Source organism: Variovorax sp. FG153 (assembly GCF_057809595.1).
Genome location: NZ_JBMDKG010000061.1, coordinates 1 through 13,194 on the forward strand (window position 1 = coordinate 1; position 13,194 = coordinate 13,194).

Sequence of the window (13,194 nt, forward strand, 5' to 3'; positions counted from 1 at the left end):
CCGAAGGCGGGGGACATTCGCGGAGGGGAGTACCCCGTCGGCGTGAGCCCGCCCCGGACAAGAAATCACCCCCCATCCGCCACGATCCGCTGCTCCGTGATGATGCGTTTCCACCGCACCGTCTCCTCGGCCATGTCCTTGCCGAGTTGCGCCGGCGTGGCATACGCCCGCAGGGTGCCTTGCGCCGCCGCGGCAGTCCCAGCATCGGGCGCATCGAGCACGGTCTTCACGGCGGCTGAGAACCGGTCGACGATCTCGTTGGGCGTTCCAGCAGGTGCGAGCACGAAGATGCGCGGCGCCACATCGAACCCCGGCAACGCATCGGCCAGCGGCGCGATGTTCTCGGCCCCTTCGAGCTTCGCGCTGTTCATCAACGCCACCGCGCGCAGCTTGCCGGCCTTGGACTGCGCCATCGCGGCTGTCGCGCTGACCACGCCGATCGGCACCTGGCCGCCGATCACGTCGGGCACGATCTGCGCGGCGCCGCGGTACGGCACATGCACCACGAAACTGCCGGTGGACTGCTTGAGCATCTCGAAACCCAGGTGCTGCACCGTGCCCACGCCCGAGGTCGCGAACGAGAAGCGGCCCGGGTTCGCCTTGAGCTGGGCGACGAATTCTCCCGGCGTCTTCGCGGGGAAGTCGTTGCCCGTGACGATCATCAGCGGCGAGACGAAGGCACCGGCCACCGGCTTGAAGCTGGTGAGCGGATCGATCGCGATCTTCGGCTGCAGCAGCTTGGCGATCAGCAAGGCGCTGTCGCCCATCATCAGCGTGTAGCCATCGGGCGGCGCCTTGGCGACGAAGTCGGCCGCGATGAGACCGGTGGCGCCGGTGCGGTTCTCCACCAGCACCTGCTGGCCCAGCACCGCGGGCAGGCGCGCGCTCAGCAGGCGCGCCACGGCATCGACGCCGCCGCCGGCCGAATAGCCGACGATGAGGCGGATCGGCTTGTCGGGGTACTTCTGGGCCCAGGCCATGGGCGTCGCGAGCAGGCCCGCAAGGCCGAGGGCCGTTGCGGCGCGCAGTGCGAGACGACGCGAGCGAAAGATCGTGGGTGTTGTCGTCTTCATCGTTCAGGCCTTGCCCTTGCCGCGCGAGGTCGGCAGCTTCGCGAGTTCGCGCACGCGCTCGGCGTTGGGCGCGAAGCCCAGGCCCGGCGTCTCGGGCAGCGTGAGCCAGCCCTGATCGGGCACGGGCAGGCCGTCGAAGATCTGCTGCAGCATCTTCACCGCCACGTAGTGGTACTCGACCAGCCCACCATTCGACACCCCCGCATGCAGGTGCATGTTGTGGAAGGGCCAGGCGCCGCCGTTGTCGATCGGCACGTTGAAGGCCTGCGCCATGCCCGCGATCTTCAGGCACTGCGAGTAGCCACCCGAGATCGTCACGTTGGGCTGCAGCACATCGGCCGCCTGGTTCACCAGCAGGTCGCGGAAACGGAAGGCCAGGCCCTCGTTCTGGCCGCAGGCCAGCGGGATGCTGGTGCGCGCGCGCAGCTGGGCCATCTGGCGCACGTCGTTCTGCGTCAGCGGCTCCTCGAAGAAGCTGATGCCGTAGGGCTCGATGCGGCGCGCGAGCTCGCTCGCATGGAACAGGTCGAGGCCGCAGTTGGCGTCCACATAGAGCTTCACCTCGGGGCCGACCGCCTCGCGCACCGCGGCGACGCGGCGCACGTCCTCGGCGATCACCTCGTCGATCGGCCGCGGCTCGTCGCGGCGCGCGAGCGCATGGCCGCCGACGGTCATCTTCAGCCGGCGAAAGCCCTGCTCCACCCACAGCTTGGCGGCGGCCGCGAGCTGGTCGCGCTCGAAGAAACCGAAGCCGAAGGTCGCATACACCGGCACCCTGGCGCGCGCGCCGCCGAGCAGGCGCCACAGCGGCTGGCCCAGCGCCCTCGCCTTCAGGTCCCACAGCGCGATGTCGAGCGCGGCGATGGCATGGCTCGCGTAGCCGGTCTGGCCGCGCGGCGACAGCAGCCAGTAGAGCTTGTCCCACAGGCGCTCGGTGGCCATCGGGTCCTCGCCGATCAGCGCCGGGCCCGCCACCTCGCGCACCGCGGCGGCGACGATCTCCTCCTCGGTGATGGCGGTCATGCCGTGGCCGACGAGGCCCGTGTCGGTCTCGATCTCGGTCAGGCACAGCGACAGCGAGGTCTTCTTGTCGAGCCCCAGCACGTCGATGGCGACGGGAATGTTCAGCGGCGTGGCGCTGACGCGAACGATCTTCAAAATTGTCTCCTTCGTTGTGCGCGCATCTTTGCGCGCGCCCCGGTGGAGAACAATTCGTTTTTGGCGGGAGCGAGGCTTCGCGCGGCGCGAAGCCTCGTGCTTCAGTCGGGCCGGCTCAGGTGTTCCAGCACCGAGCGCGCGGCCACCGTCAGGTCCTGCTGCCGGCGCACGCACAGCAGGTGGCGGCGCACGGCCCAGGGGGCATCGAGCTTGAGGCAGCGCAGCTTGAGGATCTGCAGCTGCGGCAGGATGGCCGCATAGGGCAGCACGCCGATGCCCGCGCCCTGCTCCACCATGCGGCACACCATGTCGAAGCTGCCGACCTGCATCCGCACCTTGAGCGGCACCTGCGCCTCGAGCGCGGCGCTCAGCAGCACGCGGTGCAGCGCCGTGCCTTCGCGCACCACGATGTGCTCGTGGCGCAGCACCTCGTCCGCGCCGATGCGCTTGCGCCGGCCCAGCGGATGGTCGCGCGCCACCACCACGGCCAGTTCGTCGCTGCGGTAGGGCAGGCATTCGAGCGGATCGGCCGGCGTGTTGCCCTCGATCACGCCGATGTCGGCCAGGCCGGCCTGCACCGCCTTCACCACCTCGGTGCTCGCGCGCTCCTGCAGGTCGATCTTGAGCACCGGATGCAGCCGCAGGAAGGAGCCGATCTGCGCCGGCAGGAACTGCGCGATGGTCGAGGCATTGGCCGTGATGCTCACCACGCCCGCCACGCCGTTCTGGAAGTCGTCGAGCTCGGCGCCGAGCCGGTCCATGGCCGAGAGCACGGCGCGCGCATGCAGCAACAGGCCATGGCCGGCGGACGTGAGCGTGACGCCGCGCGCATGGCGCACCAGGAGCGGCAGCCGCGCGCGCGCCTCGAGGTCGGAGATGCGCTTGCTCGCGGCCGCGAGCGCGAGGTGGCAGCGCTTGGCGCCCTCGCTGATGCTGCCGTGGTCGGCCACGGCCACGAACAGGCGCAGCGAGCGGGTGTCGGGGGTCATGCGGGCAGGATGCCACACGGGCCGGGCCGCCCCTCGCGAACGGCCGCGGAAAAAGAAAAAGGCCGCTGGGGTCAGCGGCCTTTTCTTTCGTCTTCGCTTGCGTTCTGCGGCGGGTCTTGCGGGCCCTTCGAAGAAGCAAAAAATTTGGAGCGGGAAAAGAGTCTCGAACTCTCGACCTCAACCTTGGCAAGGTTGCGCTCTACCAACTGAGCTATTCCCGCGAAGCCTCAGATTATATGCCCCAAAAACGCCATTTTCGAGTTCGAGCAAAAAATCTTCAAAAAAACTTCGACGACACCGATCCGCCTACTGGCGCGCCGTGCGCACGTTGGCCGGCAGCGCCTGCGGCCAGCTGGTGCGAAACGGGTTGATGTCGAGCCCTCCGCGCCGCGTGTAGCGCGCGTACACCGCGAGCTTGGTAGGGTGGCAGTGCTTCCAGATGTCGGTGAACATGCGCTCGGCGCAGGGCTCGTGGAATTCGTTGTGGTTGCGAAAGCTCACGATGTAGGCGAGCAGCCCGGCCTGGTCGATCGGCGGGCCGCTGTAGCGGATCTGCACGCTGCCCCAGTCGGGCTGGCCCGTGACCAGGCAGTTGCTCTTGAGCAGCCGGCTGGTCAGCGTCTCGGTGACCGGCACCTGCGTGGCGTCGCTCGAGAGCAGCTCGGGCGCGGGCTGGTAGTGCGTGCACTCGATGTCGAGCCGGTCGAGATCCAGGCCGTCGAGCTCGTGCACCGGCTCGCGGTCGAACAGCTCGGGCGCGACCAGCTTCACGCCGATGCCCGCCGCGCGGTCGCTGCCGCGCCACAGCGCCTCGGCCAGGTCGGTGCGCAGGCGTTCGCGCACGGCCTCGGCGTCGGCGAAGGCGGTGTTGTTGAAGCTGTTGAGGTAGAGCTTGAAGCTCTTGCTCTCGATGATGTTGGGCGTCTCGCAGGGCACGGTGAAGTGCGCGATCGCGAGCTGCGGCTTGCCGCGCGGGTTGAGCCAGCTCAGTTCGAAGGCGGTCCAGAGGTCGGCGCCGAAGAAGGGCAGGGCGCCGGCCGCGATGCCCATGGCCTCGCGCTGGGTGGCGCGCGCGATCGGGAACAGCAGCGTGGGGTCGTAGCGGTCGGCGTAGGCCGAGGCGCGGCCGAGCTGGGACTGCTCGGGCGTGTTGGGGTTGGGGGTGTGGGAGGCGTCGCGGCTCATGGATGGCGGGATGGCGTCGCGTTCAGGAACGGGACGATGTGTCTGGCAAGGATGGCGCAGACCTCGGGCGGGAGGTCGTGGCCCATGCCGGGAATGGGCACGAACTGCGCGCCGGGGATGCGGCGCGCCGTGTCCTGGCCGCAGGCGATCGGCACCAGCGCGTCGGGCTCGCCGTGCAGCACCAGGGTCGGGCACTGGATGCGGCCCAGCAGTTCGGGGCGCTCGGTGTCGGCGCCGATGGCGAGCATCTGGCGGAACATGCCGGCCGGATGGTAGGCACGGCGCATGGCGAAGCGCAGGCGCTCGGCCAGCGCCTCGTCGGTCTGCGGATAGGCCGGGCTCTGGATCAGGCGCAGCAGGCGGATGCTGTGCGCGATCAGCTCGTCCTCGCCGCGGCCCAGCGGGCGCCGCAGCAGCATCGCGGCCACTTCGCGGCGCGGACCGGGCAGGCCGCGCGCGCCGCTCGAGCTCATGATGCTCACGAGGCTCTGCACGCGCGTGGGCGCGGTCGCGGCCATGCGCTGCGCGATCATGCCGCCCATCGAGGCGCCGACCACGTGCGCCTGCGCGATGCCCAGCGCGTCGAGCACGCCCAGCGAATCGGCCGCCATGTCCTGCAGCGTGTAGGCCGAGCGCACCGGCAGGCCCAGGCGCAGCCGGATGCTCTCCCAGACGATGTTGCCCACGCCCTTGTGGTCGAAGCCTTCGCTCAGGCCGATGTCGCGGTTGTCGTGGCGCAGCACGCGAAAGCCGGCGTCGACCAGCGGCTGCACGAAATCGCGCGGCCAGGCCACGAGCTGCATGCCCAGGCCCATCACCAGCAGGATCACCGGCCGGCCCTCGCCGCCGGTGTCGTCGACTTCGATCTGCAATCCGTTGGCCTGGACCTTCATCGCGGCTTTCTTGTGTTGCGGGCTAGCGGAACTCGCGTTCGCGCAGCCACTTGGTGGCAACCCACTTCTCGCCCGCGACCACGGGCGCGCCGCCGTGCAGCGTGCGGGTGGCGGGATCGGGATGGTCGTAGCTGAAGAACACGCCGGTGCCGCGCACCGGCGCGACCTCGAGGCCGACGTCGGGGAAGGTGGTGGCGCCGCCCTTCTCGGGCTCCTGCAGGTACATCACCAGCGTGGCGACGCGCTGGCCGCCGCGCTTGAGGATGGTGGGCGTGCCGGGCTCGCCGGGATCGAAATAGTCGTAGTGCGGCCGGTACTGCGCGCCGGGCGCGTAGCGCAGGATCTGCAGCCCCTCGCCGAACTCCAGCGGCCAGCGCAGCAGCAGCGCCAGGCGCTGCTCGAGCCGCTGCACGGTCTCGTTCTCGCCGCGCTCGAAGAACATGCCTTCGCTGGTGCGGTCGACGTTGAGCACCTCTCCGCCGGTCTTGGTCTCGACCGTAAGCGAGCGCGCGAGCCGCACGCGCGCGGCCGCGATCAGCGCCTCGCACTCCTCGGCCGACAGCAGGTTGCCGAAGACGATCACGCGCGGGTGCTTCATGGTCTGCAGCACCTGCACGCGGCGGTCGCCGGCATCGATGTACAGCGGCGAGCCCTCGAGGTCGGGGCCCGGCATCGAGGTGCGCGGCGGCAGCGCCGACGCGGCCCTGGATTCGGGAAAGCCGGCCTCGAGCTGGGCCAGCGCGATGTCGGTGGCGGCGTCGTGCCAGCCGGCTGCGCGCATCGAGGCGCGCAGCGCGGGCACCGAATGGCCGGCCGCGAGCTGGCTCACCAGCCAGTCGCGCAGTTCGGGACTCACGGCCTGCGTCATGCGCGCGCTCCGGTTGCCTCGCCTGCTTCCCTCACATCATTCATACGAGTTTTCTCCTGAAGACCAGCCGTTCGGCCGTGGACACCTGGGCGTCGAAACCATAACCCTCGAGATCGAATTTTTCCAGCGCCTTGGGCGTGGCCACGCGGTGCAGCACGGCCCAGCGCGCCAGCAGGCCGCGCGCGCGCTTGGCGAAGAAGCTGATGACCTTGTAGCGGTCGCCCTTCCACTCCTCGAACACGCATTCGACCACACGCGCCTTGAGCGCCTTGGTATCGACGGCGCGGAAGTACTCCTGCGAGGCGGCGTTGATCACCACCGGCGTGCGGTCGGCCGCCAGCCGCTCGTTGAGGTGCTCGGCGATGCGCGCACCCCAGAAGGCATAGAGGTCCTTGCCGTGCCGGTTGGCCAGCGCGGTGCCCATCTCGAGCCGGTAGGGCTGCAGCCGGTCGAGCGGGCGCAGCACGCCGTACAGGCCGCTGAGGATGCAGACGTGGTCCTGCGCCCAGTCCAATTGCGCGGGCGTGAACGAGCGCGCGTCGAAGCCGCCGTAGACGTCGCCGTCGAAGGCGAAGGCGGCCTGGCGGGCGTTCTGCCCGGTGCTCTTGGGACGCCAGGCGGCATAGCGCGCCACGTTGAGGGCCGAGAGCTTGTCCGACAGGCGCATCAGCTCGGAGATCTGCTGCGGCGACTTCTCGCGCAGCAGCTTGATCAGTTCGACCGAGGGGCCCTTCGGGCTCTCGAAATGGGGTTGGGTGGCGGGGACTTCGGCGGGGACCGGGGTGTCGTAGTCGAGCGACTTGGCGGGAGAGAGCAGGAACAGCATCGCGGAATTATCTGTTGGCCCGCCCGCCCCTTGCGGCGCCGGTAAAATCGCCGACCTTCCCTGCCTCCGCGCGGCCCGCGGCCCGTACGACCTGCGTACCGGCGCCATGGCCGCATTGCCCCAAGCCCCCATGAGCGAACCCACCACACCCACCGCCCAACCCGGCCTCGAGAGCCTTTCCAAATCGTTCGAACCCGCGGCCCTCGAGGCGCACTGGGGTCCCGAATGGGAAAAGCGCGGCTACGCGCACGCGGGCTGGCGCGGCACCGGGAAGCCGAAGGCCGACGCCGGCGCGTTCTCGATCCAGCTGCCGCCGCCCAACGTGACGGGCACGCTGCACATGGGCCATGCGTTCAACCAGACGATCATGGACAGCCTCACGCGCTACCACCGCATGAAGGGCGACAACACGCTGTGGCTGCCGGGCACCGACCACGCGGGCATCGCGACCCAGATCGTGGTCGAGCGCCAGCTGCAGGCGCAGAACATCAGCCGCCACGAGATGGGCCCGACGCCGCAGGAAGCACGCAAGAACTTCATCGCCAAGGTCTGGGAGTGGAAGGAACGCAGCGGCAACACCATCACCCAGCAGATGCGCCGCATGGGCGACACCGTCGACTGGAGCCGCGAATACTTCACCATGGACGAGAAGCTTTCGCCCGTGGTGATGGACACCTTCGTCAAGCTCTATGAAGAGGGCCTGATCTACCGCGGCAAGCGCCTGGTGAACTGGGATCCGACGCTCAAGACCGCCGTGAGCGACCTCGAGGTCGAGAGCGAGGAAGAGGACGGCTGGCTCTGGCACATCGCCTACCCGCTGGAAGACGGTTCGGGCACGCTCACGGTGGCCACCACCCGGCCCGAGACCATGCTCGGCGACACGGCCGTGATGGTCCATCCGGAAGACGAGCGCTACAAGGCGCTGATCGGCAAGCAGGTGCGCCTGCCGCTGGTCGACCGGCTGATCCCGGTGATCGCCGACGACTACGTCGACAAGGCCTTCGGCACCGGCGTGGTGAAGGTCACGCCCGCGCACGACTACAACGACTATGCGGTGGGCCAGCGCCACCAGCTCGAGACCATCGGCATCCTCACGCTCGACGCGACCGTCAACGACAACGCGCCCGAGAAATACCGCGGCCTCGACCGCTTCGTGGCGCGCAAGGCCGTGGTGGCCGACCTCGACGCGCTGGGCCTCTTGGTCGAGACCAGGAAGCACAAGCTGATGGTGCCGCGCTGCGCGCGCACCGGCGCCATCGTCGAGCCGATGCTGACCGACCAGTGGTACGTGGCCATGACCAAGCCCGGCGCCGACGGCCAGTCGATCGCGCAGAAGGCGATCGACGTGGTGCGCTCGGGCGAGGTGCGCTTCGTGCCCGAGAACTGGATCAACACCTACAACCACTGGATGGAGAACATCCAGGACTGGACCATCTCGCGCCAGCTCTGGTGGGGCCACCAGATCCCGGCCTGGTACGACGACGAGGGCAATGTCTACGTCGCGCGCAGCGAGGAGGAAGCCCAGGCCAAGGCGCCCGGCAAGACGCTGCGCCGCGAGGAGGACGTGCTCGACACCTGGTTCTCCGCGGCCCTGTTCCCGTTCTCGACGCTGGGCTGGCCGAACCAGGGCACCGAGCCCACGAGCGACTACAACCTCTACCTGCCCTCGAGCGTGCTGGTCACGGGCTACGACATCATCTTCTTCTGGGTCGCCCGGATGATCATGATGACCAAGCACTTCACCGGCCGCGTGCCGTTCAAGGACGTCTACATCCACGGCCTGGTGCGCGACGCGCAGGGCAAGAAGATGAGCAAGTCCGAGGGCAACGTGCTCGACCCGGTCGACCTGATCGACGGCATCGAGCTGCCCGAGCTGCTCGACAAGCGCACCCAGGGCCTGCGCAAGCCCGAGACCGCGCCCACGGTGCGCAAGAACACGCAGAAGGAATTCCCCGAGGGCATCCCGGCCTTCGGCGCCGACGCGCTGCGCTTCACCTTCGCTTCGCTGGCCTCGCTGGGCCGCAGCATCAACTTCGACAGCAAGCGCTGCGAGGGCTACCGCAACTTCTGCAACAAGCTGTGGAACGCCACCCGCTTCGTGCTGATGAACTGCGAGGGCCAGGACTGCGGCCTCAAGGAGCACACGAAGGAAGAGTGCAAGGTCGGCGGTCCGGCGCACGGCTACCTGAAGTTCAGCCGCGCCGACTACTGGATCGTCTCGCAGCTGCAGCGCGTCGAGGCCGAGGTCGCCAAGGGCTTCGAGGAGTACCGGCTCGACAACGTCGCCAACGCGATCTACCAGTTCGCCTGGGACGAGTTCTGCGACTGGTACCTCGAGATCGCCAAGGTGCAGATCCAGACCGGCGACGATGCCCAGAAGCGTGCCACGCGCCGCACGCTGATCCGCACGCTCGAAACCCTGCTGCGCCTCGCGCATCCGGTGATCCCGTTCATCACCGAAGAGCTGTGGCAGAAGGTCGCGCCGGTGGCGGGCCGCACGGGCGAATCGGTGATGGTGGCGGCCTATCCGCTCAGCCAGCCCGAGCGCATCGACGAGGCCGCCGAGGCCCACGTGGCGCGGCTCAAGGCGCTGGTGGACGGCTGCCGCACCCTGCGCGGCGAGATGAACGTCTCGCCCGCGATGCGGCTGCCGCTGTACGCCGTGGCCGACGACGCCGAGGGCGCGGCCTTCCTGCGCGAGGCCGCGCCGGTGCTGCAGGCGCTCGCCAAGCTCAAGGAAGTGCGCGTGTTCGACGACGAGGCCGCCTGGGCCGCGGCCGCCGAGGCCGCGCCGGTGGCCGTGGTCGGCAATGCCCGCCTGTGCCTGCACATGGAGATCGACAAGGCGGCCGAACGCGTGCGCATCGGCAAGGAGATCGCCCGCATCGAGGGCGAGATCGCCAAGGTCAACGGCAAGCTCGGCAACGAGGCCTTCGTGGCCAAGGCGCCGCCGGCCGTGATCGAGCAGGAGCGCAAGCGCCTGGCCGACTTCACGGCCACGCTGGAGCGCCTGCGCGACCAGCTTGTGCGCCTCGGCTGACATACGGGCTTGTCCGCAGGCCGGTAGGATGGGTGGCCGATGCAGAATCGGCCAGGCGGCGGACCGGTTCCGCCGCCGCAGTTCCGGACGGCCCCCGCGGCCCTCACTCCTTCCTTCTTCCTGAACGAACCGACACCGAATTGCCCATGTCCACCTCCCCGACGCGCATCCGCAAGGCCGTATTTCCCGTTGCAGGCTTCGGCACCCGCTTCCTGCCGGCCACCAAGGCCCAGCCCAAGGAAATGCTGCCGGTGGTCGACAAGCCCCTGATCCAGTACGCCGTCGAGGAAGCCTATGCCGCGGGCATCCGCGACATGATCTTCGTGACCGGCCGCAACAAGCGCGCGATCGAGGATCACTACGACACCGCCTACGAACTCGAGAGCCAGCTCGAGGCCAGCGGCAAGGATGCGCTGCTGAACATCGCACGCTCGGTGATGCCCGACGACATGACCTGCTCCTACGTGCGCCAGCCGCGCATGCTGGGCCTGGGCCACGCGGTGCTGTGCGCCGAGCACCTGGTGGGCAACGAGCCCTTCGCCGTGCTGCTGGCCGACGACCTGATGGTCGGCCCCACGGGCGGCGAACCGGTGCTGGCCCAGATGACCGCCGCTTTCGCGCGCCTCGGCAGCTCGCTGCTGGCGGTGCAGGAAGTGCCGCTCGAGCACGTGAAGCGCTACGGCATCGTGGCCGGCGACGCCATCGAGGACGGCCTGGTCAAGGTCAACCGCATGGTCGAGAAGCCGAAGCCCGAGGACGCTCCCTCGCGCCTGGGCGTGGCAGGCCGCTACATCCTCACGCCTGGCGTGTTCGCCGAGATCCGCGAGCAGCCCAAGGGCGCGGGCGGCGAGATCCAGCTCACCGACGGCATCGCCGCGCTGATGAAGAAGGAATCGGTCTACGCCTATTCCTACAAGGGCGTGCGCTACGACTGCGGCAGCAAGGAAGGCTTCCTGCAGGCCAGCGTGGAGCTGGCGCTCGCGCATCCGGAAGTGGGCGGGCAGTTCCGCGAGTACCTCAAGAGCCTGAAGCTCTGAACCGGGTCGCTCCAAATCGAAAGGCCGGGCAGCGATTCCCGGCCTTTTTGCTTTTCGATGCCGTGTCGCGCGCGGCCTCAGCGCCGCTTCAGCACATGGATGAAGTCGGTGCCGACCGTCTGCTGTTCCATCAACGCATTGCCGGTCTGGCGCGCGAAGGCCTGGAAGTCGCGCACCGAGCCGGGGTCGGTCGAGACCACGCGCAGCAGCTGGCCGCTGGCCATGTCGTTGAGCGACTTCTTGGCCTTGAGGATGGGCAGCGGGCAGTTGAGCCCGCGGGTGTCGATTTCGCGGTCGACGTCCATGCTCAGGCTCCCTTGCCGACGGGCGGCTCGGGCGGCAGGTTCAGGCCGCGGCGGCGTTCCTCGTTCTCGGCCGCGGTGAAGAACACCGGCTCGTGGCCGCGCGTGCGCAGCCAGTCGGCCAGCGCATAGCCCGTGCCGGCGGGCCAGCACTTGAGGTCGGGCAGGTCGTAGAGGCGGTAGTCGACCAGCTCGGGCGAGAGCCTGACCTCGCCATCGGCCACCACGTGGTAGGCGATGATGACCTGGTTCATGCGCTGGAAGTCGTAGGCGCCGACGATCTTCGTCGCGCTCACGTCGAGGTTGGTCTCTTCCTTGACCTCGCGCGCGATGCCTTCCTCGGGCGTCTCGCCGGCCTCCATGAAGCCGGTGATCAGCGCGAACATCTTGCCGGGCCAGGCCGCGTTGCGCGCCAGCAGCACCTGGCCGCGGTATTCGACGATGGCGGCCAGCACCGGCGTCGGATTGTTCCAGTGCGTGTGGCCGCAGTTGGGGCAGCGCAGGCGCTCCTTGGGACCGCCGTCTTCCATCAGCGCGATCCATTCGAGCGGCGTGGCGCAGGCCTGGCAGAACTTGGGATGGGGCATGGGGTGGCTCTTGTTCTTTCTTGTCTCGTTCCGGGGAACCGCCGGCGCGCCGCGTGGCGCACCGGGGTGCTGGCATCAGGCGGGGAAGACGCCGGTCGACAGGTAGCGATCGCCGCGGTCGCAGACCACGAACACGATGGTGGCGTTCTCGACCGTGTTGGCGACCTGCAGCGCCGCCCACAGCGCGCCGGCGGCCGAGATGCCGCCGAAGATGCCCTCTTCGCGCGCGAGGCGCCGGCACATCTCCTCGGCATCGTCCTGGCTCACGCTGATCTCCTGGTCGACACGGCTCGGGTCGAAGATCTTCGGCAGGTATTCGGCCGGCCACTTGCGGATGCCGGGAATGCGCGAGCCCTCGGCCGGCTGCGCGCCGACGATGCGGATCGCGGGGTTCTTTTCCTTCAGGAAGCGCGACACGCCCGTGATGGTGCCGGTGGTGCCCATGGCGCTCACGAAGTGCGTGACCTTGCCCTGGGTGTCGGCCCAGATCTCGGGGCCGGTGGTCTCGTAGTGGATGCGCGGGTTGTCGGGGTTGGCGAACTGGTCGAGCACGCGGCCCTTGCCCTGCGCCACCATCTGCTCGGCGAGGTCGCGCGCGTATTCCATGCCGCCGCTCTTGGGCGTGAGCACGAGCTCGGCGCCGAAGGCCTTCATGGTCTGGGCGCGCTCGATCGAGAGGTCCTCCGGCATGATCAGGACCATGTGGTAGCCCTTCACGGCCGCGGCCATCGCGAGCGCGATGCCGGTGTTGCCCGAGGTGGCCTCGATCAGCGTGTCGCCGGGCTTGATCTCGCCGCGCTCCTCGGCGCGCTTGATCATCGAAAGCGCCGGACGGTCCTTGACCGAACCGGCGGGGTTGTTGCCCTCGAGCTTGCCGAGGATCACGTTGTTGCGCCGCGCGTTCTCTTCGGCGTTGATGCGCTGCAGCGCGACCAGCGGCGTGCGGCCGATGGCGTCTTCGATGGTGGGGTACTTGTGGGTCATGACTGCGTCCGGTCGGCTGCGCGGAAGGCGCTGGTTGCCGCCCCGGAGGGTAGCGGATATGCAAAAGAATCAGCTTCGGGACGGTTCATCATTCCACTGTGCCATAATTTTGGGCTTCCTTCCTGCCGTGCCCGGGTGGTGAAATTGGTAGACGCAGGGGACTCAAAATCCCCCGCCGCAAGGCGTGCCGGTTCGATTCCGGCCCCGGGCACCACACACGGCGCCTTCTTTTCCGGTGTCCTTCGCGGACTC

12 protein-coding genes and 2 tRNA genes are annotated in these 13,194 nt (G+C 68.8%); 3 read left to right on the plus strand and 11 right to left on the minus strand.

What is annotated here, in order from left to right; genetic code table 11:
• Nucleotides 1-65: 65 nt before the first annotated feature.
• The 8 genes from ACODT0_RS37750 to yaaA all read right to left on the minus strand — a co-directional run bounded on the left by ACODT0_RS37750 (nucleotide 66) and on the right by yaaA (nucleotide 6,992).
• On the minus strand, nucleotides 66-1,073 hold the full coding sequence (locus tag ACODT0_RS37750; protein WP_489043650.1) for a Bug family tripartite tricarboxylate transporter substrate binding protein: 1,008 nt from the start codon (nucleotides 1,071-1,073) through the stop codon (nucleotides 66-68).
• 3 nt (nucleotides 1,074-1,076) lie between these two features.
• Nucleotides 1,077-2,231, minus strand: coding sequence for a mandelate racemase/muconate lactonizing enzyme family protein (locus tag ACODT0_RS37755; RefSeq protein ID WP_261215690.1), 1,155 nt, complete (start codon nucleotides 2,229-2,231; stop codon nucleotides 1,077-1,079).
• Nucleotides 2,232-2,332: 101 nt separating this feature from the next.
• On the minus strand, nucleotides 2,333-3,220 hold the full coding sequence (locus tag ACODT0_RS37760; protein ID WP_057592917.1) for a LysR family transcriptional regulator: 888 nt from the start codon (nucleotides 3,218-3,220) through the stop codon (nucleotides 2,333-2,335).
• A 145-nt stretch (nucleotides 3,221-3,365) separates the two neighbouring features.
• Nucleotides 3,366-3,441 (minus strand) — tRNA-Gly (locus tag ACODT0_RS37765).
• Between the two features lie 85 nt (nucleotides 3,442-3,526).
• The gene (gene queF, locus ACODT0_RS37770; protein ID WP_489043651.1) at nucleotides 3,527-4,405 is read right to left on the minus strand and encodes an NADPH-dependent 7-cyano-7-deazaguanine reductase QueF; all 879 of its coding nucleotides are present in this window, start codon (nucleotides 4,403-4,405) and stop codon (nucleotides 3,527-3,529) included.
• On the minus strand, nucleotides 4,402-5,298 hold the full coding sequence (locus tag ACODT0_RS37775) for an alpha/beta fold hydrolase (RefSeq protein ID WP_261215687.1): 897 nt from the start codon (nucleotides 5,296-5,298) through the stop codon (nucleotides 4,402-4,404). Before ACODT0_RS37775 ends, queF begins: the two co-directional genes overlap by 4 nt.
• A gap of 22 nt (nucleotides 5,299-5,320) precedes the next feature.
• Nucleotides 5,321-6,166 carry a 2OG-Fe(II) oxygenase gene (locus ACODT0_RS37780; protein WP_057592914.1) on the minus strand — a complete coding sequence of 282 codons (846 nt, stop codon included), beginning with the start codon at nucleotides 6,164-6,166 and terminating at the stop codon, nucleotides 5,321-5,323.
• 40 nt (nucleotides 6,167-6,206) lie between these two features.
• The gene (gene yaaA / locus ACODT0_RS37785) at nucleotides 6,207-6,992 is read right to left on the minus strand and encodes a peroxide stress protein YaaA (protein WP_422096227.1); all 786 of its coding nucleotides are present in this window, start codon (nucleotides 6,990-6,992) and stop codon (nucleotides 6,207-6,209) included.
• A 130-nt stretch (nucleotides 6,993-7,122) separates the two neighbouring features.
• On the opposite strand from yaaA, the gene ACODT0_RS37790 reads away from it, so the two are divergent.
• On the plus strand, nucleotides 7,123-10,032 hold the full coding sequence (locus ACODT0_RS37790) for a valine--tRNA ligase (protein WP_489043652.1): 2,910 nt from the start codon (nucleotides 7,123-7,125) through the stop codon (nucleotides 10,030-10,032).
• Nucleotides 10,033-10,178: 146 nt separating this feature from the next.
• Entirely contained in the window at nucleotides 10,179-11,069 is an 891-nt protein-coding gene (galU, locus tag ACODT0_RS37795; protein ID WP_422096225.1) for a UTP--glucose-1-phosphate uridylyltransferase GalU, read from the plus strand.
• Nucleotides 11,070-11,146: 77 nt separating this feature from the next.
• Here the strand turns inward: galU and ACODT0_RS37800 are convergent, their stop codons facing one another.
• The 3 genes from ACODT0_RS37800 to cysM form a co-directional block, all read right to left on the minus strand.
• Nucleotides 11,147-11,374, minus strand: a complete 228-nt coding sequence (locus tag ACODT0_RS37800) for a sulfurtransferase TusA family protein (protein ID WP_057592910.1) — start codon at nucleotides 11,372-11,374, stop codon at nucleotides 11,147-11,149.
• Between the two features lie 2 nt (nucleotides 11,375-11,376).
• Entirely contained in the window at nucleotides 11,377-11,958 is a 582-nt protein-coding gene (locus tag ACODT0_RS37805) for an NUDIX domain-containing protein (protein ID WP_296737057.1), read from the minus strand.
• 75 nt (nucleotides 11,959-12,033) lie between these two features.
• Nucleotides 12,034-12,942, minus strand: a complete 909-nt coding sequence (gene cysM, locus ACODT0_RS37810) for a cysteine synthase CysM (RefSeq protein WP_057592908.1) — start codon at nucleotides 12,940-12,942, stop codon at nucleotides 12,034-12,036.
• 129 nt (nucleotides 12,943-13,071) lie between these two features.
• On the opposite strand from cysM, the gene ACODT0_RS37815 reads away from it, so the two are divergent.
• Nucleotides 13,072-13,156, plus strand: a tRNA-Leu gene (locus ACODT0_RS37815).
• Nucleotides 13,157-13,194: the final 38 nt, after the last annotated feature.

Excerpts from the sequence above, each read along its gene's own strand:
- yaaA (WP_422096227.1), bottom strand. The coding sequence starts at position 6,992 with ATGCTGTTCCTGCTCTCTCCCGCCAAGTCGCTCGACTACGACACCCCG.
- ACODT0_RS37760 (WP_057592917.1), bottom strand. The coding sequence starts at position 3,220 with ATGACCCCCGACACCCGCTCGCTGCGCCTGTTCGTGGCCGTGGCCGAC.
- ACODT0_RS37800 (WP_057592910.1), bottom strand. The coding sequence starts at position 11,374 with ATGGACGTCGACCGCGAAATCGACACCCGCGGGCTCAACTGCCCGCTG.
- cysM (WP_057592908.1), bottom strand. The coding sequence starts at position 12,942 with ATGACCCACAAGTACCCCACCATCGAAGACGCCATCGGCCGCACGCCG.
- queF (WP_489043651.1), bottom strand. The coding sequence starts at position 4,405 with ATGAGCCGCGACGCCTCCCACACCCCCAACCCCAACACGCCCGAGCAG.
- galU (WP_422096225.1), top strand. The coding sequence starts at position 10,179 with ATGTCCACCTCCCCGACGCGCATCCGCAAGGCCGTATTTCCCGTTGCA.
- ACODT0_RS37790 (WP_489043652.1), top strand. The coding sequence starts at position 7,123 with ATGAGCGAACCCACCACACCCACCGCCCAACCCGGCCTCGAGAGCCTT.
- ACODT0_RS37750 (WP_489043650.1), bottom strand. The coding sequence starts at position 1,073 with ATGAAGACGACAACACCCACGATCTTTCGCTCGCGTCGTCTCGCACTG.
- ACODT0_RS37805 (WP_296737057.1), bottom strand. The coding sequence starts at position 11,958 with ATGCCCCATCCCAAGTTCTGCCAGGCCTGCGCCACGCCGCTCGAATGG.
- ACODT0_RS37775 (WP_261215687.1), bottom strand. The coding sequence starts at position 5,298 with ATGAAGGTCCAGGCCAACGGATTGCAGATCGAAGTCGACGACACCGGC.
- ACODT0_RS37780 (WP_057592914.1), bottom strand. The coding sequence starts at position 6,166 with ATGACGCAGGCCGTGAGTCCCGAACTGCGCGACTGGCTGGTGAGCCAG.